The 26,179-nt window shown below is 65.0% G+C and carries 16 protein-coding genes; 6 read left to right on the plus strand and 10 right to left on the minus strand.

All coding sequences use genetic code 11. From position 1 onward, the window contains the following. From B5X69_RS05060 to ung, 5 genes are all read right to left on the minus strand, one after another. Nucleotides 1-269, minus strand: a 269-nt coding sequence (locus B5X69_RS05060) for a transposase family protein (RefSeq protein WP_139375667.1), incomplete at its 3' end; no start/stop codon positions are given. A gap of 201 nt (nucleotides 270-470) precedes the next feature. Beyond that, entirely contained in the window at nucleotides 471-653 is a 183-nt protein-coding gene (locus B5X69_RS20875; RefSeq protein ID WP_139375668.1) for a hypothetical protein, read from the minus strand. Nucleotides 654-807: 154 nt separating this feature from the next. After that, the gene (locus B5X69_RS05065; RefSeq protein WP_079637620.1) at nucleotides 808-1,269 is read right to left on the minus strand and encodes a YaiI/YqxD family protein; all 462 of its coding nucleotides are present in this window, start codon (nucleotides 1,267-1,269) and stop codon (nucleotides 808-810) included. Further along, nucleotides 1,266-2,024, minus strand: a complete 759-nt coding sequence (locus tag B5X69_RS05070) for a sulfite exporter TauE/SafE family protein (protein ID WP_079637621.1) — start codon at nucleotides 2,022-2,024, stop codon at nucleotides 1,266-1,268. Before B5X69_RS05070 ends, B5X69_RS05065 begins: the two co-directional genes overlap by 4 nt. Further along, nucleotides 2,021-2,734, minus strand: coding sequence for a uracil-DNA glycosylase (gene ung / locus B5X69_RS05075; protein ID WP_079637807.1), 714 nt, complete (start codon nucleotides 2,732-2,734; stop codon nucleotides 2,021-2,023). Before ung ends, B5X69_RS05070 begins: the two co-directional genes overlap by 4 nt. A 156-nt stretch (nucleotides 2,735-2,890) precedes the next feature. Between ung and B5X69_RS05080 the strand changes: the two genes are divergently transcribed. The 5 genes from B5X69_RS05080 to B5X69_RS05100 all read left to right on the plus strand — a co-directional run bounded on the left by B5X69_RS05080 (nucleotide 2,891) and on the right by B5X69_RS05100 (nucleotide 13,534). Next, nucleotides 2,891-3,223, plus strand: coding sequence for a phosphoribosyl-ATP diphosphatase (locus tag B5X69_RS05080; RefSeq protein WP_079637622.1), 333 nt, complete (start codon nucleotides 2,891-2,893; stop codon nucleotides 3,221-3,223). Nucleotides 3,224-3,231: 8 nt separating this feature from the next. Then, nucleotides 3,232-3,609 (plus strand): histidine triad nucleotide-binding protein, encoded by a 378-nt coding sequence (locus B5X69_RS05085; protein ID WP_079637623.1) that lies wholly within the window; start codon nucleotides 3,232-3,234, stop codon nucleotides 3,607-3,609. Between the two features lie 135 nt (nucleotides 3,610-3,744). Further along, entirely contained in the window at nucleotides 3,745-9,582 is a 5,838-nt protein-coding gene (locus B5X69_RS05090) for an alpha-2-macroglobulin family protein (protein ID WP_079637808.1), read from the plus strand. A 95-nt stretch (nucleotides 9,583-9,677) separates the two neighbouring features. Continuing rightward, nucleotides 9,678-11,816, plus strand: a complete 2,139-nt coding sequence (gene pbpC / locus B5X69_RS05095) for a penicillin-binding protein 1C (RefSeq protein WP_079637624.1) — start codon at nucleotides 9,678-9,680, stop codon at nucleotides 11,814-11,816. Between the two features lie 128 nt (nucleotides 11,817-11,944). Continuing rightward, a complete protein-coding gene (locus B5X69_RS05100) occupies nucleotides 11,945-13,534 on the plus strand; it encodes an amino acid permease (protein ID WP_079637625.1) in 1,590 nt (529 codons plus the stop codon). Nucleotides 13,535-13,574: 40 nt separating this feature from the next. Here the strand turns inward: B5X69_RS05100 and B5X69_RS05105 are convergent, their stop codons facing one another. The 5 genes from B5X69_RS05105 to B5X69_RS05125 form a co-directional block, all read right to left on the minus strand. After that, nucleotides 13,575-14,759: a multidrug effflux MFS transporter gene (locus tag B5X69_RS05105; RefSeq protein WP_245798605.1), complete on the minus strand. Its 1,185-nt coding sequence runs from the start codon at nucleotides 14,757-14,759 to the stop codon at nucleotides 13,575-13,577. A 146-nt stretch (nucleotides 14,760-14,905) separates the two neighbouring features. Then, nucleotides 14,906-17,791 carry a M16 family metallopeptidase gene (locus B5X69_RS05110; RefSeq protein WP_079637627.1) on the minus strand — a complete coding sequence of 962 codons (2,886 nt, stop codon included), beginning with the start codon at nucleotides 17,789-17,791 and terminating at the stop codon, nucleotides 14,906-14,908. A gap of 220 nt (nucleotides 17,792-18,011) precedes the next feature. Further along, nucleotides 18,012-18,314: a hypothetical protein gene (locus B5X69_RS05115; protein ID WP_079637628.1), complete on the minus strand. Its 303-nt coding sequence runs from the start codon at nucleotides 18,312-18,314 to the stop codon at nucleotides 18,012-18,014. 25 nt (nucleotides 18,315-18,339) lie between these two features. Next, the gene (locus B5X69_RS05120; protein ID WP_079637629.1) at nucleotides 18,340-21,225 is read right to left on the minus strand and encodes a M16 family metallopeptidase; all 2,886 of its coding nucleotides are present in this window, start codon (nucleotides 21,223-21,225) and stop codon (nucleotides 18,340-18,342) included. Between the two features lie 85 nt (nucleotides 21,226-21,310). Beyond that, nucleotides 21,311-23,464, minus strand: a complete 2,154-nt coding sequence (locus B5X69_RS05125; RefSeq protein WP_079637630.1) for an acylase — start codon at nucleotides 23,462-23,464, stop codon at nucleotides 21,311-21,313. Between the two features lie 130 nt (nucleotides 23,465-23,594). Here B5X69_RS05125 and clpB point away from each other — a divergent pair, with 130 nt between their 5' ends. Next, a complete protein-coding gene (clpB, locus tag B5X69_RS05130; RefSeq protein ID WP_079637631.1) occupies nucleotides 23,595-26,174 on the plus strand; it encodes an ATP-dependent chaperone ClpB in 2,580 nt (859 codons plus the stop codon). Nucleotides 26,175-26,179 lie beyond the last annotated feature (5 nt).

Here is a 26,179-nt window from a genome sequence, read left to right on the forward strand (position 1 = left end):
TGCTCGAAGCAGCGTGCAAAGGCTGCCGGATCCAGCAGCCGGAAAATCCGGGAGAAGGTGTCATGGCTGGGAACCCCATTCTCAAGGCGCAGAAACTCCCGGAACAGATCCTCGCGATCCACCGCGAAATCCGCAAAATCCGAACAACTCTCCGCCCCGCAGATCGACGCCGTCAGCGCCATCGTCAGCACTTCCAGCAGATCGTGACGCCGCGCGTTGCCCGTTCGCGGATCGCGAAGATCATCAAACGCCGCGGCAAACCAGGACATGGATATCCTCCTTACTATGAAGGACACCCAAAGAATCCATATCAACTCATCGCGCTACTATATTTTTCAAATGCGATTCCCCTGGCGAAGGGGAGTTCGAAAGCCAAAGGCTTGATTACGCAAAAACCCTCCCGCCGGCATAACGCGACGGGAGGGCTGCCAGGGGATCGCCATCCCGGCCCCTGGCATATGGGTCATGTTTCAGCGCGCGGCTTCGCGAACCTTTTGCACAGCCGGGAGCAGCAAGCCGATCAGAATTTGCACCGGATTGGAAGTAATTGTGATCCCGCCCTGGGTCGGCTGGGCCGACTGCGCCATCGCCGGGGTCGCGCTCAGCGCGACCGTCAGGGCCATCACGGGGGCAATAAGCATCTTCTTGGTCATAATCATATCCTTCAAAAGCGGGGGTAATCGACTCTTAAACTGTCTCGGGATCGTCCCGATGCCCTGCTTTTGCCGCATAGAGTCCGGCGCGGCCGTGATCGGCGTCACTCAACCGAAGAAAAATCGCAAAGCTTTGAATTTAAATGAAAGAAATTCACGTCTGACGTTTGAGGCGTACGAGCGCGGCGTCGAGTTCCTGCAAGAATCGCGAACGATCGGCCTTGGAGAAGGGCGGCGGGCCGCCGATGCCCTTCTCCATTCCGGCGCGCAGGTCAGCCATGATGGCGCGCGTCGCGATTGCCGGGCCGATCGACGCGGCGGTGAAGGCCTTGCCCGTTGGAGCAAGAACAACCGCCCCCGCCTTCAGCGCGCGATCGGCGAGCAATATGTCGGCGGTGATCACGACACTGCGCGGCGTCGCAGCTTCGGCGATCCAATCGTCGGCCGCATCGAAGCCATCGGAGACCAGCACCCGCTCGACGAGCGGATGCTCCGGCACCCGCAACCGGCTGTTGCTGACGATCTTCACGGGAACGTCGTGCCGCCACGCAACGCGATACACCTCATCCTTTACCGGGCAGGCATCGGCATCGACCAGGATTACCGGTCCGGTCATCCTGCAAGCCCCTCCCAGAATAGTTTGGCGCCGAGCATCACCATGAGCAGATAGATGAGCGTATAGAAGCGCGCGCCGTCGATGCGTTTCAACCAGCGCACCGTGAGCAAGGTCGAGACGATTGCGAGCGGCATGAACAAAAGTGCCGCGACGACCACGTCGCGCCGGAAAGCGCCAAGCGCAAGATAGGCCGGCACCTTCATCCAGTTGATCATCGCGAAAAGGACCGAACTCGTGCCGACGAACATCAGATGCGGGAGCTGGCGCGGGGTCACCCACATCTGGAAGGGCGGCCCGCCCGCGTGCGCGATCTGGCTGGTAAAGCCCGTCGCCACGCCGAACAGGCTGCCGACCCAGCCGGGCGAACGCGACGCGGCAACGATCCGCCCTCCGCGTTCGACCCACAGACGATAGACACCGAATGCGAGCGTGATGGCGCCGAGCGCGGCCATCAACTTGGCTTCATCGACCTGATCGGCGAAATACCAGGCGGCAGCGATGCCCGTCGCTGCGCCGGGGAGCATCCACGCGACGATCCACCCGTCCCATGTCTTGCGAAACGCCCAGACGCTGACCACGTCCTGCACGATCAGAATGGGAAGCAGCAGCGCCGCGGCGATCGTCGGCGCCAGCACGAGCGCGACGAGTGGGGTTGCGAGCGCGCCGATTCCCGAGAGCCCGCCCTTGGCCATGCCGAGCAGGATCACCGCGATGACCAGCACCGCAAGCGTCGCCGGATCGGCCAGCAAATTCATTCCGCGTCGATGTCCGTCGGTTCGGGCAGGCGCCAGTCGATCGGGCCGCGCCCGCGTGACTCGAGAAAGGCATTGGTCTGACTGAACGGCTTGGAGCCAAAGAAGCCATTGTACGCCGATAGCGGCGAGGGGTGTGGGGCGCGCAGGATCAGGTGCGCGCCCCCCGGACCGAGGCCAGCAAGGTTCGATGCCTTGCGCTGCGCGTGGCTGCCCCAGAGGATGAAGACCTTGGGGGCGGGATCAGCCGCAACGGCCGCGACCACTGCATCTGTAAAGCGCTCCCACCCTTTGCCCTGGTGCGACGCGGCGAGACCCGCCTCTACTGTCAGGCAATTGTTGAGGAGCAGGACGCCCTGTTCGGCCCAATGTCCAAGATAGCCATGGCGCGCGGGCGGGATACCAAGGTCGGCTTTCATTTCCTTGTAGATGTTGACGAGGCTCGGCGGTACCCGGACTCCCGGTTGCACCGAAAAGCAGAGCCCATGCGCCTGTCCCGGCCCGTGATAAGGGTCTTGCCCCAGAATGACGACACGAACATTCTGCGGCGGCGTCGCGTCGAGCGCGGCGAACCAGCGCGAGGGGCGCGGATAGATCGTCTTGCCTTTCGCGCGCTCGCCCGCGAGAAACTGTTTGAGCGCCACCATATAGGGTTGTTCGAACTCGCCGCCGATCCGCGCGAGCCAGTCGGGATGAAGCTTGACGTCGGCCATGCGCGCCTTCGACCAGAGCCGTGCGGCCTTGTCCAGTGGCTTGTCCGCGGCTAGGTCGGCGACTGACGCCCTTGCGCGCATCGAGAGCCCGTCGAAGGGGAAGAACCCGGCCACCCTTCGACAGGCTCGGGGTGATCGGTGAAGGAAGGACCAAGGATGGCGGACGACATCGGCGCGGCTTTCGCGCAGCTTGAGGCGGTGGTGAGGGACCGGCTCGCCGCGGGTGAAGCCGGCGCCTCTTACGTCGCGGCCCTTGCTGCGAAAGGTCGCGGCAAGATTGCGCAGAAAGTCGGCGAAGAGGCGACCGAGACGATCATCGCCGCGCTGACGGAGGGCGATGCGGCTCTGACCGGCGAAGCCGCCGACCTTATCTTTCACCTGACCGTGCTGCTCGCCGAGCGCGGCCTCGGCTGGGATGCCGTCGCAGCCGAGCTTGCGCGCCGCCACGGCACCTCGGGGCTCGCCGAAAAGGCCAGTCGCCAGCCATAGGAGCGAATATGCCGATCGACGCCACCCTACCCTATGACGACAGCAACATCTTCGCGCGCATCCTGCGCGGCGAACTGCCGTGTCAGAAAGTCTATGAGGACGAGCATGCGCTCGCTTTCCATGACATCAATCCGCAGGCACCGCTGCACATCCTTGTTATTCCCAAGGCCGCCTATGTCAGCTGGGACGATTTTTCGGAGCGCGGCAGCGCCGAAGAGATCGCGGGCTTCGTACGCGCGGTCGGCAAGGTCGCGCGCGACCAGGGCCTCGTCGCGCCAGGCTATCGCCTGCTCGCCAATGTCGGCTTCGACAGCCATCAGGAGGTCCCCCACCTCCACGTCCATATTTTCGCCGGACGCCCACTCGGGCCGATGCTCGCGCGCTGAGACGCATTTGCACATTGTGACCATCGCCACACCCTTTTTGCCCCTCTTAGGCTTGCACGCGCGCCGTGACGGGTGGACTCGCCCCCTTGTTTCCAGCAGGATAGCGGCGCGCGCGAGACAGGGAAGGGCACCGGCATGAACGAGGGGTGGCGCGGGTTCGCAAAGCGGCTGGCCGGCAAGACGCGCTTGGCGCTGATTCTTCCTCTCGCAGCACTCGCGGCTGCCGCGGGCGGCGATACCGTTCCACAGGTCACGCTCGCGACGCCCGGAAGTTCGGGCACAGGCGACGGCACGATCACGCGTTTCACCTTGCGCTTTTCGGAGGACATGGTGGCGCTCGGCGATCCGCGCGCCAAGGCGCCCGCCACCGACGACTGCAAGCTTCCCGCGACCGGCCGCTGGGTCGACACGCGTACCTGGGTGCTCGAATTCGGGGCGCCGCTGCCGGGGGGCAAACGCTGCTATGTGTCGCTCCGCCCCGGCCTCGTCACCGCGCGCGGGGTGTCGGTCGCAGGCAATGACCGCTTCGCGCTCGACACGGGCGGTCCCTCCGCGCGTGCGGTACTGGCGGGCGGAACTTATGATGGGATCGAGGAGGACCAGATTTTCCTCGTCGCGACAAATGTCGCTGCCGACCGTGCCTCGGTCGGTCGCTTCGCCTATTGCGCGGTCGACGGCATCGGCGAAAAGATCCCGGTCGACGTACTGAGACGCGAGGCTGCGGCCGAAATACTGACAGGGCTTGGGGCAAATGATTGGCGGGTGCGCTCCTTCGCCTATGACGCCGGACTCCCCGAGCGGCTCCCCGCCGAGGGTGCAGACCGCGCCGCCGCGCTTGATCGCATCGTGCCCGTCAAGTGCCGCCGCCCGCTACCGCCCGGGCGCGAGATGGCACTCGTCTGGGACGCGCGCATCCAGCAGGCTGGCGTTCCCTCGCGCAGCGCAGGGCGCGACCAGCGTTTCGATTACAAGGTGCGTCCCGCCTTTACCGCAAAGATGGCGTGCAGCCGCGTCAACCCGCAGGCGGGATGCAATCCGATCAAGAACATCACGCTCAAGTTCGCCTCCCCCGTCGCACGCGCCACCGCGCTCGCCGCGACGCTCGTCATCAGCGACGGCAAGCGTCTCGCGGCCAAAGCCTCTGACAGCGAGAAGAATGATCCCTGGCTCACCGAGGTTCATTTCGCAGCTCCTCTGCCGCAAAATGTCGACGCGACTTTAACCCTGCCCGAGGGCGTGACCGATCAGAGCCGCCGCGCCCTTCAGAACCAGGCAAACTTCCCGCTGAAATTCCACATCGATCGCGCCCCGCCGCTCGTCAAATTTGCCGCCCCCTTCGGCATTTTGGAAGCGAGCGAAGGCGGTGTGCTTCCCGTCACCGTGCGCGGGGTCGAGGCGTCGCTGGTGCAAAAGAGCCTCCAGATGCCCGCGACCACGCTCCGCGTCGGCGACGACGATGCCGCGATTGCCCGCTGGCTCCGCCGCGTCGACGACGCCGATGACACCGACTATCGCCAGGAACGCAACGCGACCGGGGAGGAGATCACGGTCAACTACACCGGCACAAAATCGGTGTTCGAAGACGCACCCGCCGGCGGCACCCGCCGCGAACTGACGCTGACCCCGCCCGGCGGCGCCAAGGCGTTCGAGGTCGTCGGCATACCCCTCGCCGAAAAGGGCTTCCACGTCGTCGAGATCGCGAGCCCCGAGCTCGGCGCCGCCCTGCTCGGGCGCCGCGCGACGCGCTACGTCTCGACCGCAGCGCTCGTCACCAACATGGCGGTGCATTTCAAATGGGGCCGCGAAAGCTCGCTCGCCTGGGTGACGTCGCTCGACAGCGGACGGCCGGTCCCCGGTGCCGAGATACGCGTCACCGACAGCTGCACCGGCCGCCTCCTCGCGCGCGGCACCGCGGACAAGGCGGGGCGCCTTGCCTTCCCGACGGGCCTTCCCGAACCGCAGACCTATTCGAGCTGCGAGAAGGACCCCGATCCCGCCAGCAGCGAAGGCCACGCGCTGATGGTCACCGCGCGCGCGGCCGGCGATTTCAGCTTCACCCTCACCGACTGGGGGGACGGCATCCGCCCCTATGATTTCGACCTGCCCTATGGCTGGTCCGAACGCGGCGACATTCTCCACACCCTCTTCGACCGCGCGCTCGTGAAAGCAGGCGAGACGGTGAATATGAAGCATATCCTCCGCCGTCCCGTCGGCACGGGCTTCCGCCTCCCCGAACCGATGGCGGGCAAGCTCCGCCTCGTCCATCGCGGCTCGGACACCGAGTTCGAAATTCCCTTTGCGATTGACGCGGGCGGCAGCGGCGAGACCCTCTGGAACGTTCCCAAATCGGCGCCGATGGGCGATTATAACCTCGTCTTCGTCACCAAGGACAAGAAGGGCGAAGACAAGACGATCTGGACCGACCAGTCGATCCGCGTCGATGAATATCGCCTGCCGACGATGAAGGCCGAGGTGACGGGACCGAAGACCCCGCCGGTGCGGCCGACCGCGGTGCCGCTGTCGCTGTTCGTCGGCTATCTGTCGGGCGGACCCGCGCCGAACCTGCCGGTGGAGCTGCGTACCAATTTCCGACCGAGCTGGTCGCCGCCGGAGGATTATCGCGATTGGGATTTCGACGGCCAGCCGGTCAAGGAGGGCGTCGTGCAGCTCGACGACGATGGAGAGGCGCCGCGGGCCGAAATGCCACTTGCGCGCTCCCTCCCGCTAACGCTCGACGCGAACGGCACCGCGACCACCAGCGTCACTGTCGACCAGCCCATCAGCGAACCGACACTCATGGCGGTCGAAATGGACTATGCCGATGCCAATGGCGAAACACTGACCGCCAGCCGCCGCATCACCCTCTACCCCTCCGCGGTCCGCCTTGGGCTAAAGACCGATGGCTGGCTGATGCGCGACGAGGATCTGCGCCTCAAATTCATCGCCCTCGATCTCGAGGGCAAGCCGATCCGCGGCCAGCGCATCGAAGTTGCGCTCTACAGTCGCGAGATCATCACCGCGCGGCGCCGGCTGATCGGCGGATTTTACGCTTATGACAATCAGATGCGCACGACCCGGCTCGACGCGCATTGCAGCGCCACGACCGACAAGCTCGGCCGCGCAAGCTGCGCGATGGCGCCCGGCGTCTCGGGCGAGGTCACCGTCGTCGCGACGACCATCGATGCCGACGGAAACGAAGCGCGCGCGGTGCGCTCCGTCTGGCTTGCAGGGGATGACGACTGGTGGTTTGGCGGCGACAACGGCGACCGCATGGACGTGGTCGCCGAACAGCCGCGCTACAATGCGGGCGACACCGCAACCTTCCAGGTCCGCATGCCCTTTCGCGAGGCCACCGCGCTCGTCACGGTCGAGCGCGAAGGCGTATTGTCGAGCTTCGTCACGCCCTTGAAGGGAACCGAGCCGGTCGTGAAGGTCAAGCTTCCTGCGACCTACGCCCCCAACGTCTATGTCTCGGTCATGGCGGTGCGCGGGCGCGTAACCGGCGGGGAAAGCTGGTTCCGCAAGATGAAGCGCGCGGTAGGGTTCGAGGTCGAGAAAAGCGAGGGCGCTCCCCCCACTGCCCTGGTCGATCTTGCCAAGCCGAGCTACCGCCTTGGAATCGCGAAGATCAAGGTCGGCTGGGAAGGCCATGAGCTTGGTGTCAAGGTCAAGACCGACAAGCAAAGCTATGCCGTACGCGACACCGCAAGGGCGAGCATCGAGGTCAAGACGCCGGGCGGCAAGCCCGCCGCCGGCGCCGACGTCGCCTTCGTCGCGGTCGACGAAGCGCTGCTTCAGCTTGCCCCCAACGAGAGCTGGAAATTGCTGGACGCGATGATGGGCGACCGCACGCTCGACGTACTGACCGCGACCGCACAGATGCAGGTGGTGGGCAAGCGCCATTATGGCCGCAAAGCGCTCGAGCCCGGCGGCGGCGGCGGCGGTGACCTCAGCGGACTGACGCGCGAGGATTTCCGCCCGGTGCTCTTGTGGCGGGGCCATGTCGCGCTCGACGCCAAGGGGCGCGCGACGGTCGAGGTGCCGCTGTCGGACAATCTCTCGGCCTTCCGCCTCGTCGCGATCGCGACCGACGGATCGCAAAGCTTCGGCGCTGGTGAGACGAGCATTCGCACGGTCCAGGACCTCGCCGTCTTCGCTGGACTGCCCGAGCTTGTCCGCACCGGCGACAGCTATGACGCACGCTTCACGCTGCGCAACGGCACCGACCAGCCGATGACCGTCACCGCAACGCCTTCGCTGAGCCCCGCGGTCGCAACCGGCACGCCGCTCACCGTCACCATCCCGGCGGGCGGCGCGGTGCCGATCAGCTGGACGATGAACGCGCCTGACATCGCAGGCACGCTGCAATGGACGGTCGAGGCCGTCGCGAAAAACGGCAAGCAGCGCGACCGGCTGGTCTTCGATCAGATCGTCGAACCCGCGGTGCCCATCGAGACCTGGGCCGCCAGCCTGATGCGCGTCGGCGCCGACACGAGCCTGCCTGTCGCCGCGCCCAAGGGTGCACTTCCGGGGGGTTATATCGACGTCGCGCTGTCGGATACGCTCGCACCACCGCTCGCCGGGGTGCGCAATTATATGGCGCTCTATCCCTACGACTGTTTCGAACAGCAGACCTCGCGCGCCATCGCGCTCGGCGATTTCGGGCGCTGGCAGACGCTCGCCGGCGCGATTCCCGTCTATCTCGATGACGACGGGCTGCTCCGCTACTGGCCCAGCGAGCAGATGCAGGGTTCGCCCGAGCTGACCGCCTACGTCCTCGCGGTGACCGCCGCCAATGGCTTTGCGATCCCCCAAGCCTCGAAGGCCAAGATGATCGCGGCCCTCGAAGCCGTGGTCGAGGGGCGCCTCGATCGCAGGGGCTATGGCCCCTACGACATTCGCCCGGTGCGAATCGCCGCGCTCGCGGCGCTTGCGCGCAACAAGGCGTCGAGCCCGGCGCTCGTCGCCACGATCGACCTCGCGCCCGCCGACATGGCCACGGGAACCCTCGCCGACTGGCTCGTTGCAATCGAGCGGACGCCTGGGGTGCGGAACGCCGGCGCCCTTCGCTCCGCCGCCGAGGCCGAACTTCGCAAGCGGCTCGTCTACGAAGGAACCCGGCTCGACCTTGTCGACGATGAACGCGCTCCCTGGTGGATGATGACCAGCGGCGACGAAATGGCAATCAAGGCGCTCGACGCCGTGCTCGGCCGCAAGGGTTGGGAGGATGATGCCGGCAAGCTCATGGTTGGTATCGCCCAGCGCCAACGCCGCGGCCATTGGGATACCACCCCTGCCAATGCGTGGGGCGCAACTCTCGTCCGCCGCTTCGCCGAGCTTTACCCGGCAAGCGCCATCTCCGGCTCCACTACTATTGCGCTCGCTGGCAGCAGCGCGGCCGCAAGCTGGCCGCGCGCGGCCGATGCAGAGCCGCTTCGCGTTCCGCTCGCCGCAGGAGCGATGACCCTCCGCCACCACGGCGGCGGATCGCCATGGGCGAGCGTCAGCGTCAAGGCAGCGGTGCCTCTCACCGAGCCGCTTAACGCCGGCTACGGCATCAAGCGATCGGTCAGCGTCGTCAAGGCAGCGAACCCCAGGCGTTTGACGCGCGGCGATGTCATCAAGGTACGCATCGAGGTGGTGGCTGCCGTCAGTCGCACCTGGGTGATCGTCAACGACCCCATCCCGCCTGGCGCCACCATCGTCGGAAACCTTGGCGGTCAATCCCAGATGCTCGCCGACCAGACCGAGGGGTCGGGATGGCAGCCAAACTATGTCGAACGCCGCAAGGACAGCTGGCGCGGCTATTTCGGCTGGATGCCCGCAGGCACCCATGCGGTCGAATATGTCGTACGCCTCAATGGCTCGGGGCGCTTCACCCTGCCTCCGACGCGCGTTGAGGCCATGTACTCGCCCGCGATCCGAGGTCAGTGGCCGAATTCGCCGCTGACGGTGGCAGGCTCATCGGAATGACGTTCGGGACCCCATCGTCCATCCGCTTTTTCGGTGGGTCTCGGTTTCACCGCTTGCGAACGACATAGAGGGTCGGCAACGAAGCGATCATCGTCATGACCGAGCTGCAACCTCGCAAACGCCGCCTCTTCGACGCGCTGGCATGGCTTGCGCTCGCTCTGCTCATCCTCACGACTGCCGCACATCTCCTCACCCGTCCGCCCGCGATGCCCACCTATGCCGACATCCGCGCAGCCTGGAAGCCGAGCGAAGCGTGGCTTTACGACCGCGATGGACAGCTGCTCGACACCGAACGCGTCGATTTTCAGCGTCGGCGTCTCGCGTGGGTGCCGCTCAAGGACATCAGCCTCGCGATGCGCAAAGCCGTGGTACACGCCGAGGATCGCCGCTTCTGGGCGCACCGAGGCGTCGATTGGCTTGCGATTGGCGCGGCAGTGCGCGCCCGCTGGACCGGCGGCCCCTCGCGCGGCGCCTCGACGCTACCGATGCAGCTTGCCGCCTTTCTCGCCCCCGAGCTTGCGCAGCCCGGCCAGCGCAGCTGGCTCGCCAAGCTGCGCCAGATGCGCGCGGGACGGGCCCTTGCGGCACGCTGGACCCGCGAGGAGATACTCGAGGCCTATCTCAACCTCGTCCCGCTGCGCGGCGAGGCGCAGGGGATCGGCGCGGGCGCGAACAGCTTGTTCGGCAAACGCCCCGCCGAATTGACCCGCACCGACGCTGCGCTCTTCGCGGGACTTCTGCCCAACCCCGCCGCGAGCGCAAAGGCACTCGGTGAGCGCGCGTGCCGGATCGCTGAGGTGCCGGATTGCGGCCCCATCCGTGCCGCCGCTGCCACGCTCGTCTCGGGCGAGCGCGCGGCGCGGCTCGACCCTGCGCTCGCGCCGCACCTCGCGGTGCGGTTGCTCGACCGGCCGGGCAAACGCGTTACGACGACCATCGACCGCCGCATCCAGACCGCCGCCATCGTTGCGCTTCGCCGCCAGCTCGCCGGGCTTGGCGCCGACCGGGTACGTGACGGAGCGGTCGTCGTGCTCGACAATGCGACCGGCGATGTCCTCGCCTATGTCGGCGGCGTCGGCCTCCAGTCCACCGCGGCGCAGGTCGACGGCGCCAACGCCCGCCGGCAGGCCGGCTCGACGCTGAAGCCGCATCTTTACGCGCAAGTGATTGAAAAGGGCTGGCTCACCGCCGCCTCGATCCTCGACGACAGCCCTGTGCAGCTTGACACCGCCTCGGGCCTTTATGTCCCCAAGAATTACGACCACAGCTTCAAGGGGCCCGTCAGCGTCCGTCAGGCGCTCGCCAGCTCGCTCAATGTCCCCGCCGTGCGCACCCTCCTTATCGATGATGTGCAGCAATTCCGCGACCGTCTCTGGGCGCTCGGTTATCGCGGCCTCGTCGAAGACGGCGATTATTACGGCTTCAGCCTCGCGCTCGGTTCGGCGGAAGTTTCGCTGGTAGAGCAGGCCAATGCTTTCAGAACATTCGCAAACGACGGAAAATGGTCGTCGGTGAACTTCCTTGCTGCGCGAGAGCTTCGCGAGCATCCACGTCAGATTGTCAGCCCCGCCGCTGCCTTCATCGTGGGCGACATCCTCGCCGACGCCACCGCCCGCGCCGATGCCTTTGGCGCCGACAGCGCGCTTCGCCTCCCTTTCTGGGCCGCGGCGAAGACCGGAACGTCGAAGGGAATGCGCGACAATTGGTGTGTCGGCTGGTCCGATCGCTACACCGTCGCGGTCTGGGTGGGCAATCTTGAGGGTGACTCGATGCGCGCCGTTTCGGGGACCTCGGGCGCCGCGCCAGTGTGGCGCGACGTCATGATGTCGCTTCATGCCGATCGTCCCGGCAGGCCCCCTTCTATGCCGGACGGCGTCGAGATGCGGCAGATCGCACTTCCCGGGACGCGCGAGCCGCCGCGGCGCGAATATTTCCTCGTCGGCACCGCGCAGGCCGAGATGGCGGCCGCCCCGGCGGCCGCGCGCCGCCCGCGCATTGCCAGCCCTGTCAGTGGCAGCGTTTTTGCGATCGATCCTGATATTCCGGGGGATCGCCAGCGGATCGCGGTCATCGTCACCGGTGCCGCCGCCGGTCACCGGCTGATCCTCGACAAGCGCCTTGCAGGCGACGCCGAAGCGGGGCTTCAGATCGTGCCGCAACCGGGCAGCCACATCCTCACGCTCGTCGACCCCGGCGGCCGGATAATCGATCGGGTGCGCTTTACGGTACGGTAAGCCTGGCCTTCCCCGCTAGCGGCCCGCCTTGGCCCGGCGAAATTAAGTTGCGCTGCCCAAAGGAGCGGCTAGTCTGCCCCGCCAGGAGAGGGCGCCCGCAAAGGCCGCCCGACAAGGGGATATTTTCTATGATATTTGGTCGCGTCAAACCACTGGACGCCATCTTGGCCACGGCCGAGAAGAAATCGCTGCACCGCTCGCTCGGCGCAGTCCAGCTGACCCTGCTCGGGGTCGGCGCCATCATCGGGACCGGGATTTTCGTCCTGACCGCCGCCGCGGCGCAAAAGGCCGGGCCGGGAATGATGTGGAGCTTCGTCATCGCGGGCGCGGTCTGCGCGGTTGCGGCGCTCTGCTACTCCGAACTCGCCTCGATGGTCCCGGTATCGGGATCGGCCTATACCTACACTTATTCGGTCGTCGGCGAATTGCTCGCCTGGATGGTCGGCTGGGCGCTGATCCTTGAATATGCGGTCGCGGCCAGCGCCGTATCGGTTGGCTGGTCTGGCTATTTCATGGGGCTGGTCAAGAGTTTGACGGGTTTTGAGCTCCCAACGATGCTACAGGCGGGGCCGACCTGGTCGATGAACGGCTTTATCCCGTCGGCCGACTTCACCACCGGCCTCATTAACGTCCCCGCGATCTGCGTCGCACTCGCCGTAACCTGGCTGCTGATGATCGGGACCAAGGAAAGCGCGACCGTTAACGCCGTGCTGGTGGCGATCAAGGTCGCCGCGCTCACCATGTTCGTCATTCTTGCGATGCCGGTCCTTGACCGCGAGCATTTTGCACCTTTCGCCCCGAACGGCTGGTTCGGCCCGGCGGGCACTACGGGACTCGGTATCGTCGGCGCCGCAGCATCGATCTTCTTCGCCTATGTCGGCTTCGACGCGGTCTCCACCGCAGCCGAGGAAACCAAGAACCCCCAGCGCAACGTGCCGATCGGCCTCATCGGCAGCCTGGCGATCTGCACTATCTTTTACCTGCTGGTCGCAGCTGCGGCGATCGGCGCGATGGGCGCGCAACCCACCGCGCTCGGCGTGCAGCCCGGCACCGCCGAGTTCGCCCGTGAATGCGCCGCGCTCGCTGCCCAGGGCAGCGAACCATTGGTCTGCTCGAACGAAGCGCTCGCACACGTGCTGCGCTCGATCAACTATACGCGCGCTGGCGACCTCATCGGTCTTGCGGCCAACCTCGCGCTACCGTCGGTTATCCTGATGATGCTCTTTGGCCAGACGCGCATCTTCTTCGTGATGGCGCGCGACGGGCTGCTTCCCGAGAAGCTCGCAAGCGTCCACCCCAAGTGGAAGACGCCGCACGTCGTTACCTTGATCACCGGCATCTTTGTCGCAATCGCCGCAGCGCTGCTGCCGGTCGGCCAGCTTGCCGACATTTCCAATTCGGGAACGCTCTTCGCCTTCCTGATGGTGTCGATTGCGGTGCTCGCGCTGCGCATCAAGGATCCGTCGCGGCATCGTCCCTTCCGGACCCCCTTCGTGTGGGTGGTGGCGCCGGTCGCCGCCTTCGGCTGTGTGTTTCTTTTCTGGAACCTGCCCATCGACGCGAAGATGGTGCTTCCCGTCTGGGGCGTCGTCGGCCTCATCATCTATTTCCTCTATGGCTATCGCCGCAGCCATGTCGGACGCGGCATTGTCGAGGTACATGAGGACGATCCCGACGCACCGCCGCCGCCCGTCCCGCCGGTGCCGTCGATCGGTTAATATGGGAAAAGGGGGACTCGAGCCCCCTTTTCTTTGTCCGTCAAAAGGGACTCCGCGGCGCAGTCCCCGGCCGCGTGAACAGTTTGCCGCGTTCGGCCCAGAAGACGAGCGCGAGGCCGATGACTCCCGCGATCAGGAAAGCGTAGGCGAGCGGCAGCGTCGATCCATCATATTGCTGGCCGATCAAAGCGCCGACAACTGCTGCGACCAGTGTCTTTGCAAAGCTCTGATAGGAGGAGGCAACCCCTGCCATATGCCCGAAATCCTCCATCGCAATCGATCCGAAATTACTGCCGATGAAGCCGATCAACCCGACGTTGACCATCATCAATGCAGTGAACATCCACAGCGTCTCGGCGCCGCTCAACGCAACGGCGATCTGCACGATCGAGGTCAGCATGAAGGCGAAGGTCGCGCTTTGTGATACGCGCCTCGCGCCGAAGCGTTCGACGATCGCAGCGTTCGAGAAGTTGGCGATCGCGATTCCCGCCGCGACCCAGGCAAAGACCAGCGGGAACCAGCTTGCCGCCCCGAACACCTCGGCGATGATCTGTTCGCTGCTGTTTAGATAGCCGTAGAGCGCGGCCTGCATCATCGCCGAGGCGAACATATATCCTGCCGCCCGGCGGTGCCGCGTTACCGTCGCCCACCCCGCGATCATCGTGCGCGCATCGAGCGGCCGAACGTCAGCTGGATCGAGCGTCTCGGGAAACCGCCGCAACCATAAGAGCATGACCACCCCCATCACCGCGAGCACGATGAAGATCGCGCGCCAGTTGGCAAAGGCGGTCACCCCCGCACCCATCGTCGGCGCGATGGCGGGAACGATCATGAAGACAAGGAAGATCATCGACAGCCGCTTCGCCATCGCGTCGCCTGAAAAGAGGTCGCGGATCACTGCAACGACGACGACACCAAGCGCGGCGCTGATCATCCCGTGGCCAAAACGCAGCGCAAGGAGGAGCGGAAAGCTATTCGCCAGCCCGCAGCCGATCGAGAAAGCGACATAGGCAAAAAGCGCCGGCACGAGCACGCCCTTGCGCCCGAACCGATCGGAGAGCGGGCCATAGAAGAGCGAGCCGACGCCGATGCCGAGCAAATAAGTCGAGATCACATATTGCCGGTCGTTGGCGACGGTGACGCCAAGCGCATCGCCGATCGACGGCAGCGCGGGGAGCATCGAATCGATGGCGAGCGCGTTCAGCGCCATCAGCATCGCCATCATGAAAACCATCTCGCGGTTGCCCGGCAAGGGAGGACGTGGATCGTCGGAAATGTGAGCAGAGTTGTGCATTGCAGCAACATATGGACGGAGCGGTCCCGTTTGACCAGTGCCCCTCCGTCCCGTTCGCCGGGCATAGCTATGCGCTGCTATTCCTGCGGGGCCGCGACCTCCTCGATCGGGAGTCCGAGCTTGGCGAGCTGCGGCTTGACCGTCTTGGCGTCGCCGACGACGACAATAATAAGGCGATCGGGCTGCAATTCCTTTGCCGCAGCGGCGTTCAAGGTCGCAGCGTTCAGCGCTCGATAGGTCGCAGGCAGCGTTTCGAAATAATCATCGGGCCGCCCGAAGCGGACAATATCGTCGATCCCGCCCGCGATTTGCGCGCGCGTCTCGAACCGGTTGGGCAGGCCTCGAATATTGCCCTCCTTGATCCGATTGACCTCAACCGCGGTTGCGCCGCGCGTCGCCGGATATTCGCGCATCTCGCGCAGCATCTCGGCAATCGCGTCGCCCGTGCGGTCGCTCTGCACCGGTGCGCGGACGATGTGCGGCATCGGCCCCTCCGTTTCCTGGATCGTGCTGCGCACGCCATAGGACCAGCCCTTGGTCTCGCGCAGGTTCATGTTGAGGCGCGACAGGAAACCGTTGCCGAGAATTTCGTTCGAAGCCTGCAACAGCTCATTTCTGTCCTTGCCGGTCTCGGCAAGCACCTGCCCCGCTGCAATCACCGACTGCGGCGCTCCAGGCCGATCGATGAGGACGATACGCTGGCGCGGCGCCGGAATCGCGACGCGCCAGTCCTTTTGTGCCGGTGATGATGCCGGAGGGACCCAGCGCCCGAATGCCCAGTCGAGCGCCGCGACGACGACCGCCTTGTCGACGTCACCGACGACGATGATGCGCGCCTTGTCCGGCCGGAAGGATGCGGCGTGCGCGGCGGCGAGATCGGCGGGGGTCAGGCGCGCGACAACGTCGCGGCTGCCCGTACCGGTCAGCGGCGCGCCATAGGGATGGCCCCTGCCATAGAGGAGAGGCGGCAGCGCGCGCATCGCGAGCACCATCGGATTATTCTCCTCCTGCGCAATTCCCGCGAGTCGCTGCGCGCGCACGCGCTCGACTTCTCGGGGGGCAAAGGCCGGTGCGCGAACGATATCGGCCATCAGCGCGAGCGAGGGTTTAAGATTGCTCGTGAGCGTATCGAGCGACACGGTGGTCGCGTCGAGGCCGGCGCTGACGTTGATGCTCGCGCCGAGCCGTTCCTGCTCCTCGGCGATCGCGATCGCATTACGGCTCTTTGTGCCTTCCTCGAGCATCGCAGCCATGAAGCTTTGCGTACCGCGCGCATCGGGCGCGTCGGCGGCGAAACCCGCGTCGAAGCCCAACGTCACGGTCACCTTGGGGACCGCGGTGCGCCTTGCAAAATAGACCGGGATACCGTTGGCGAGCGCCGCGCGCTCGATCGCGGGAAAATCGAAGCTACCGACGGGATCGACCGGGGGAAAGCTGCGCTTCGCGGTTGCCTCCGGCGCCTCACTCGCGACTGAGAGCGCAGCCTCATCGACCCCGCCGGCGCGAAAATAGCCGATGCGCGGGGTCCCGGCCCTTTCCCATCCGCCGCGATTTTCCCCGCCCTCGGTACGCTCACCCGGATCGACCCGGATCGCGGCGACCGGCCGGGTCAGCCAACGCTGCATCGCGGCCTGCACCGCGGCCGGAGTCAACGCGGTCAGCGCCGCAAGGTCCTGCTTGTACTTCTCCGGATTACCCGAGAAGACCAGACCCTCGGCGAGCGTTGCCCCCTTGCCGTTGAAGCCGCCAACCTGTTCAAGCTGGCCGACCTGCGCCGAAACGAGGCTTGCAACCGCGCGCTCGAGTTCGGCCTGCGTCGGTCCCTTGGCGATGAAATCGGCGAGGATCGCGTCAAAGCGAACCTCGGCCTCGGCGACATCGACCCCTGGCTTTACATCAATGTAGCTTTGCACCATCGACGCATGCTCAAAGGGCAGCAGATAGGCAGTGACGGCAACCGCGAGCTGTTCTTTGCGCACCAGCAGGTTATCGAGCCGCGAGCTCGCGAGCCCACCCAGAATGGACATGCCCGTGGCAAGAGCGGGATAGCTCGGGTCATTGAGCCCCGGCACCGCCCAATTGCGATAAAGGCGCGTCGCTGCGACCTGATCGGTTATCGTCTTTGCAAAGGGCTTGTCGAGCGTCGGAACGGGCGCCTCGACAGAGGCGATCGGCGGCCCTGCGGGAATGTCCCCGAACCAGCGTTCGACCTTGGGCTTCGCTGTCGCAGCGTCGATATCGCCCGCCAGCACGAGCACTGCATTATTGGGCCCATAATTGTCGGTGAACCATTTCTTGACGTCGTCGAGGCTTGCGGAATTGAGATCGTCCATCGAGCCTATCGTCGAGTGACGATAGGGATGACCGACCGGGAACAGCGCATCTTGTGTTTCATATTCGACGATTGCGTACGGCTGGTTGTCGCCCTGCCTTTTCTCGTTCTGAACCACACCGCGTTGCTGGTCGAGCTTCTCCTGGGTCACCGCGCCGAGAAGATGCCCCATGCGGTCGCTTTCCATGAACAACGCAAGGTCGAGCGCGCCGGTGGGCACCGTCTCAACATAATTGGTGCGATCAAGCCACGTCGATCCGTTGGTGGGGGTCGAGCCGGCGGCCTCGAGCGGCTCGTCGAAATTGGGGACATTTTCGCTGCCGCCGAACATCAGATGCTCGAACAGATGCGCAAAGCCCGTCTTGCCCTTGGGCTCATGCTTCGATCCGACGCGGTAGTAGGTGGTAACCCCCACGATCGGCGCCTTGCGGTCGGTGTGGACAAGAACGGTCAGTCCGTTGTCGAGCGTGAACTGCTCATAGGGTATGTCGATCGCGGCAACCGTGTCGGCGATCGCCCCGCCCTCGGCGGAAGCGGTGCCAGCAGGCTTTTCGGCAGCGGCCGCTAGCGGTGCACCCGCCAGCAGGAGAGCGAGTACAGCCAGCGAAGCCGACAGCTGGGATTTCTTCATGATTTTCCCCGTTTTTGAAGCAATGGTTGATTATCCGGCGCCAGCATCCGAACGCCAAATGCTTTTCGACGAGCGGCGAAGTGCAATAGGCAGCGGGGATGCAATCCGTCCCCCTCGCGAATGGGTGGGTAAAGGCCGGTCCAACCCACGCCTTCTCCAACGAAAAGGGCCGCCCGTCGCTTTCGCGACGGACGGCCCCGATCCTTGAAGCTGCGCGGCGTCAGGCCTGACGCGTTCCCGTCATCGCCATCGAGCCGAAGGGTCCAGCCTTGATGGTGCCGGTCAGCGCGTCGCCGTCAACCGTCGCTTCGCATTCGAGCGTCATCGGCATCGGCACCTTCATGTTCATCGTCCAGGTCAGCTTGTTACCGTCGACCTTGCCATTCTCGACGTCGAGCGATCCCATCGCCCCCGCGTTCTGGCCGGTGAAGCTGTCGCCGTCGCTCTTCACCGTGAAAACCGATTTCTGGTCGCCCATCGGTGATTTCGTAATGCACTCATAGCTACCGTCGACCTCGGACATCGAATCTCTCCTACTGAAACTGATGTTAATTAACTGGTGTCGCTATTTCCACCGGCAGACCCAATCCGTCAAGCTGCGGCTTCACCGTCGCCGCGTCCCCGACGATCACATAGACGAGGTCATCGACGCTCAGCGCCTTTCGCGCGGCGGCGTCGATCTCGGCCGTCGTCATCGCTTCATAGATCGCGGGCAACTTTTCGTAATAATCGTCGGGACGGCCGAACTTGACGATGGAGCGCAGGCCGCCGAGCACATCGCCCGATGTCTCAAAGCTCCCCGGCAGCTCGCGCACGCTGCCATTGATCGTGCGCTCCAGTTCCTCCGCCGTCGTCCCCTGGTCACTAAGATAGGACGTGAGGTCGCTGCGCAGTTCGTTGATCGAATCCCCCGTCCGATCGGCCTGCACCGGCGCGATCGCGACCCAACTCAGCTGCTCCTTTTCGGCGGAGATGCGCGAGCGCACGCCATAGGACCAGCCCTTGGTCTCGCGCAGGTTCATGTTGAAGCGCGACAGGAAATTTCCTCCGAAAATATCGTTGGCCGACCGCAGGATCTCGAGCGAATCGCTGCCCTTCGCGTCGAGGACCTTGCCCGCCATGATCACCGACTGCGGCGATTTGGGCCGGTCAACGAGAAGGATGCGCGGCTGAGGCTTGGGAATTGCGGCCTCGAAATGCTTTTCCGGCTTCGGCGTCGAGGGCGCCTTCCACGCGCCGAGCGCCGCGTCGAGTTCCTTCTTCACTTCGGTCAGCGTCGTGTCGCCAACGACGAAGATTCGCGCATTGTCGGGACGGATCCAGCTGGCGTGAAATGCTGCGAGCTGCTCGCGCGTCGCGGCCCTGACCGCGTCTGCATTGCCGAGGCCCGAGGGCGGAATGCCATAGGGATGCTCGGAGCCATAAAGCGCCGGGGCGAGAACCCGCGCCGCGATAGCGCTCGGGTTGTTGAGTTCGGCTTTCAGCCGGTTCAGCTGCTGCGCCCGAACACGCTCGAGCTCCTTCGCATCGAAAGCCGGGTGGCGGATATAGTCGGCGAGCAGGCCGAGCGACGCGCGAAGATTGGGTTTGAGCGCGAACAGGCTGAAGATTGTCTCGTCGGCGTTCGCAGCCCCGTCGATCTGCGCGCCGAGCCGCTCTTTCGCCTCGGCAAAGGCAATCGAATCAAGGTTCGTCGTGCCTTCGTCCATCAGGCTGAGCATCAGTGACTGGGTGCCGAGCGCATTATGGGGATCGGCGGCATAGCCCGCGTCGAAGCTCACAGCGACCTGCACCGTCGGCACAGCGTCGCGCCGCGCGAACACGACCTCGATCCCGTTCTTGAGCGTCGTGCGCTCAATCGCAGGGAAATCGAGTGCCGTAAGGTCGGCAACCGCGGGCAGCTGCGACCGGTCGGCGATCGAGGTCGCCGCCCCAATGCCGGTGTCGGGACCGATGTCACCGAGCGCAGGGTTCCAATAGCGGTCGGGCTGGACGGCTCCGGCGACCTTTCTCGCGGTTACCGCGCCGCCGCGCGCCTCGCCGCCCTCGGTGCGCTCGCCGGGCGTGTAGGTCAGTGAAAATGCCGGGCGCGACAGCCATTTGTTCGCGACCGCCCTCACCTGCTCGGGTGTCGCCCGCGCCATCCGGTCGAGCTCGGTCTTATAGTAAGCCGGATCGTTCGAATAAAGGGCGCCCTCGGCAAGCGTCACCGCCTTGCCGCCGAAGCCGCCGACCGATTCGAGCCCCGAGATCGTGCCGCCAAGCGTGCTCGCCGCAGCACGCTGCAGTTCGTCGGCGGTCGGGCCCGTCGCAAGAAAATCTGCAATTTCCTCATCGAGCCGCTTCGCGACCAGCGCGGGCTCAATGCCCTCCTTGACGTCCGCCTGCACGATCAGGATACCGGCATCCTCGAATGGCTGGGCAAAGGCGGCGACACTGACCGCGACCGGATCCTTGCGCACCATCGCATTGTCGAGGCGCGAGCTCGACAGGCCGCCGAGGACGCTCATCGCCATCTGCAGCGGCACCGCCTCAGGATCATTGAGCCCCGGGATCGCCCACATGCGGTAGATCCGCGTCGTCGGGATCAGATCCCGGACCTCCTTCGCCAACGGGGCAGGTAGTGTCGGAACCGTGACCTTCGGCATCTGGACCGCGGGGCCACGCGGAATGTCGCCGAACCATTCGGTGACCTTCTGCTTTGCCGTCGCGGTATCGATGTCGCCTGCAAGGACCAGCACGGCATTATTGGGTCCGTAATTGTCGGTGAACCACTTTTTCACGTCGTCGAGACTCGCCGAGTTGAGGTCGTCCATCGATCCGATGGTGCTGTGGTGGTAGGGGTGGCCCGAGGGAAAGAGATTCTCGAAGATCTCGTACCGCAAAAGCCCATAGGGGTTATTGTCGCCCTGACGCTTTTCGTTCTGGACAACCCCGCGCTGATTATCGAGCTTCTCCTGCGTCACCGCGCCGAGCAGATGCCCCATGCGGTCGCTTTCAAGGAAGAGCGCACGGTCGAGCGCGCCGGTCGGCACGGTCTCGAAATAATTGGTGCGATCCATATTGGTCGTGCCGTTGCTGTCGGTCGCGCCGACCTGTTGCAGCGGCTCGAAGAAATCGCCGGGCGCATTCTCGGAACCGTTGAACATCAGATGTTCAAACAGGTGCGCAAAGCCGGTCTTGCCCGCAGGCTCGTTCTTCGACCCAACGCGGTACCAGACGGACACAGCGACAACGGGGGCCTTACGGTCCTCATGCACGATGACGCGCAGGCCATTGTCGAGGGTGAAGGCCTCGTAGGGGATGTCTACCGCCTTCACCAGTTCGGCAATCGGGGCGGGGGCGGCGGCCTTCGCCTTTGCAAGCGCGGGTCCTGCGGCGACAAGCGCGGTCGAGGCCGCAAGAGCGAGGACGAAGCGGGGGGAACGGAACATGGATGATCCTCTTGAGAAGACGCGCAGCAGGGCGCGGATGCCGGATGGCACTGTATCAGCGGTTTAGGGCGGCAAGGCACGGCGTTCAAGGCCGATAGAAGCGCGCTCCACTCGCCTTCAGCGCTGCCGGATCGAACAGCACCGGCTTCAGCCTATGCGCCACGAACAGCGCCGCCTGATCGTTGTAATGCGGGCTGCCGGGCCGTGTCGCTGCGGCGCCGAAGGGCTGGATCGATTCCGAGTGTACCCGCCCTGCTCGGTCCCAGGTCACAAAGAGGATGAAGCTGTCGCCGTGGCGCACCTTCAGCCGACCGTCGGGCTCGACGTCCCAAAGCGTCGAAGCGCGCACCGTGTCATTGCCCCCGTCGAGCGGCAGGTCGACGCGGTGCGGTCCTTCGCCGTGGCGCAGCCGAAGCACGGTGCCGAGTTTGGGATCAAGCCCTGCGAAATGCTCCTGAAGGTGAGCGACAACCTCTTCGAGCACGGAGCGCGGATCGGGCTGAGCGCGGCGCTGGTAATGCGCGCCGCCGGCGGGACGCAGCACCATGAGGGCAAGCGCGTCGCCATGCCCCTTGCCGTCGAGGTTCCAGTCCCATTTGCGCAGCAGCGCCTGCGCCTCGGCGAGCGCAGGGTCGCGCTTCGTGTCGATCGCGAGCAGCTTGTCGATCCATGCCTTCGCATAGCCGGTCCTCGCGTAGGCGGTGTCGTATTTGATCGCCTTGAGCCGCGCTTTGTCGATCCGTCCCGAAGCCTCGAACAGCTCGATCAGCCGCGCTGCGCGATTGGTCATATCGTCCTCGACGCCGAGCAGCGGCGAGAAGGCGGCCGCATCGAGCTCGTCGCCCGGTCCAGCCGCGACCCAAGGGGTGTTGTTCGCGTTGATCACATAGCCCGACGCCGGATTGACCAAAGTCGGCACGCGGTCGAAGGGCAGCGTCCTTGTCCAGACGGCCGATGAGGTATCGCCGGGCAGTATCCCTCGCCAATTGAACCCCGGCGCGCGATCGGGGAACATTGCATTGTAGAAAAGGCCGATATTCCCCTTGGCATCGGCGTAGACGAAATTGGTCGCAGGGACACCCTGACCCGCCATTGCGGCGCGCCACTCGGCAAAATTCTGCGCCTTGTTGAGCCGATAATATTGGGTGACCATATTCGCCTGGTCCTGTCCCGCATAGCGAATTGCAAAGGCGCCCTTTTCATTCCTGATCACCGGCCCTTGGACCGATCGCCAGATGATCCGCGGCACCGGCAGGACGAAGGGTCCGAATTTCACTTTGAGCCAGACGCGCTTCTTCTCGAGCGGGCGCCATTCGCCGTCGAAACGGTATTTCTCGCCGCTCTCGTCGAGGACCAGCTTGTAGACGTCGATCAGGTCGGGACGGTTTACCGTGTTGGTCCAGCCGAGATATTTATTGTGTCCAAGGAAGGGATAAGGGGAGCCTGGAAAATTCGCACCGGCGAAATCCCATCCCTCCTCGCTGTGCACGACCAGCTCGTACCACGCGACCCCGCCGGTCCACGGCTGATGCGAATTGGAGACGAGCCGCGTCGCTCCGTCGGTTGACCGCGAGGGCGCCACCGCCATCGCGTTCGACCCGTTCGATCCCGGATCGCGCCCCAAGGGCGTGTCGGATCGCGGGACGATCTTGCCCGTGACGTCGATTGCCGGCCCGCCTTCTCGCCCCAGGGGCTGCCCCTCGGCCAGCTGGCCGAGCACCGAATCGAGGCCGAAGAAAAAGGGCGAACGCAGCACGAAACCCGCAACGACATCCTCGCCGGTGACCGGAAACAGCCCCGATAGCCGAACCTCGTCCGGATGCTTGTCGGCATAATGGTTGAGCCCCGCAGCATAGGCGGTGAACAGCTGCTTCACATCGCGAGGAAGGCGCGGCCAGTCGCGCGCGCTCGTCTCGCGCACGCCGAGGAGGGCTGCGACATAGTCGATCTTCGCGCCATCGGCGCCGAGTAGCGCGCCGGTGCGCCCGCGCGTCATCGCGAGCACTTCCTGCAGCGTCGAAAAATCATCCTCGGCATGAGCATAGGCCACGCCATAAGCAACGTCGGCATCGGTTTTTCCAAAGATGTGGGGAACCCCGAAGCCATCGCGCGCGATTCGTACGTCGCCCGGCTTGAAGGCAGGCGCAGCGGGCGCCTCTGCCGTCAGCGGCTCCCAGACGGCGAGCCCGACCATCAGCGCCGCACTCAGCAGGAGCAGTCCGACGAAAAATTTGCGCATTCGCTTCCCATTTCCTGCACTATGCCTTGCGAGAGGCCTCATGGCGGAAAATTTGCGACACGGAAAGCCATGCTCTTGTGTTGCATAATAGCAACACTATCTCTCTCGTCGAGAAAGGGGCTTAGTCCAAATGAACCTCGAAAAATTCACCGATCGCGCCAAAGGCTTTCTGCAGGCGGCGCAAACCATCGCGATCCGCATGAACCACCAGCGGATCAGTCCTGAACATATTGCGAAAGCGCTGCTTGAGGACAAGGAGGGCATGGCCGCGGGGCTGATCCAGCGCGCAGGCGGCGATGCCGCGCGCGCCGTGCAAGGTATCGACGCGCTGCTCGCCAAGGTGCCTGCCGTATCGGGCTCGGGCGCGCAGGCGACCCCGGGGCTCGACAATGACGCGGTGCGGCTGCTCGATCAGGCCGAACAGGTCGCCAGCAAGGCGGGCGACGGTTATGTCACCGTCGAGCGCTTGCTGCTCGCGATGGTGCTTGCAGCGGGGACGCCCGTCGGTACGGCCTTCGCCGACGCCGGGGTTCGTGCCGACGCTCTCAACGGCGCCATCAACGCGCTTCGCGGCGGCCGCACTGCCGACAGCCCGGGCGCCGAGGACAGCTACGAAGCCCTCAAGAAATTTGCCCGCGACCTCACCGAAGTGGCGCGCACGGGCAAGCTCGACCCAGTGATCGGCCGCGACGAGGAAATTCGCCGCACGGTCCAGATCCTCGCGCGCCGGACCAAGAACAACCCGGTGCTGATCGGCGAACCGGGCGTCGGCAAGACCGCGATCGCCGAGGGCCTCGCGCTGCGCATCGCCAATGGCGATGTCCCCGACAGCCTCAAAGACCGCCGACTTCTCGCGCTCGACATGGGCGCGCTGATCGCGGGCGCCAAATATCGCGGCGAGTTCGAGGAGCGGCTGAAAGGCGTTCTCGACGACGTCAAGGCCGCCGAGGGCGAAATCATCCTGTTCATCGACGAAATGCACACGCTGGTCGGTGCGGGCAAGAGCGAGGGCGCGATGGACGCCTCGAACCTCTTGAAGCCCGCGCTTGCGCGCGGCGAACTTCATTGCATCGGAGCCACCACGCTCGACGAGTATCGCAAATATGTCGAGAAGGACCCCGCGCTCCAGCGGCGCTTCCAGCCCGTCTTCGTTGGCGAGCCGACGGTCGAGGATTCGATCTCGATCCTGCGCGGGCTGAAGGAGAAATATGAGCTCCACCACGGTGTGCGCATTACTGACGGCGCGATCGTCGCCGCGGCGACGCTGTCGCACCGCTATATCTCCGACCGCTTCCTCCCCGACAAGGCGATCGACCTCATGGACGAGGCGGCGAGCCGCATCCGCATGGAAGTCGAATCGAAGCCCGAGGAAATCGAGACCCTCGATCGCCGCATCATTCAGATGAAGATCGAAGAAGCGGCGCTGACCAAGGAAACTGACGCAGCGTCGATGGATCGGCTCGACAAGTTGCGCGCCGAGCTGGCGAACCTCGAGCAGCTCTCGGCGGAGCTTACCCAGAAATGGCAGGCGGAGAAGGAGAAGATTCACGCCGAGGCGAAAATCAAGGAGGAGCTCGACGCCGCGCGGAGCCAGCTTGAACTGGCACAGCGCGCGGGCGATCTCGCCAAGGCGGGTGAGCTCAGCTACGGGACCATCCCCGCGCTCGAAAGGCAGCTCGAGGAGGCGCAGGCCGTCTCGGGCAATGCGATGCTGCGCGAGGAAGTCACCGCCGACGACATCGCCGCGGTGGTCAGCCGCTGGACCGGCATCCCGGTAGACCGGATGCTCGAGGGCGAACGCGAGAAGCTGCTCGGCATGGAGGAGCAGCTGGGCAGGCGGGTGATCGGTCAGGACGAGGCGGTGCGCGCTGTCTCAACCGCCGTCCGGCGCGCGCGCGCCGGGCTTCAGGACCCGAACCGGCCGCTTGGATCGTTCCTCTTCCTCGGCCCGACGGGCGTCGGCAAGACCGAGCTTACCAAGGCGCTCGCGCGCTTTCTGTTCGACGACGACAATGCGATGGTCCGAATCGACATGTCGGAGTTCATGGAAAAGCACAGCGTCGCGCGGCTGATCGGCGCGCCGCCGGGCTATGTCGGCTATGAAGAGGGCGGCGTGCTCACCGAAGCCGTCCGCCGCCGGCCATACCAGGTCGTGCTCTTCGACGAGGTGGAAAAGGCGCATGGCGATGTGTTCAACATTCTGCTTCAGGTTCTCGACGACGGACGGCTAACCGACGGGCAGGGGCGCACGGTGGACTTTACCAACACGCTGATCATCCTGACGTCGAACCTCGGCAGCCAGGCGATCGCAGCGCTTCCCGACGACGCGCCGGTCGAGCAGGCCGAGCCTGCGGTGATGGATATTGTACGCGGCCATTTCCGGCCCGAGTTTCTGAACCGGCTCGACGAGATCGTGCTGTTCCACCGTCTCGGCCAGCAGCATATGGGCAGGATCGTCGATATCCAGGTCGCGCGGGTGCAGAAGCTGCTCGCCGATCGGAAGGTGACGCTCGACCTCACCGACGCTGCCCGGAACTGGCTCGGCCGCGTCGGATACGATCCGGTCTACGGCGCAAGGCCGCTCAAGCGCGCGGTGCAGAAATATCTGCAAGACCCGCTCGCCGACCTGATCCTGAAAGGCGAGGTGAAGGACGGATCGACCATCAAGGTCGACGAGGGTGACGGGGCGCTCATTCTGACGCCCGCCTGATCAAG

The organism is Sphingopyxis flava, assembly GCF_900168005.1.
GTDB classification, from domain to species: domain Bacteria; phylum Pseudomonadota; class Alphaproteobacteria; order Sphingomonadales; family Sphingomonadaceae; genus Sphingopyxis; species Sphingopyxis flava.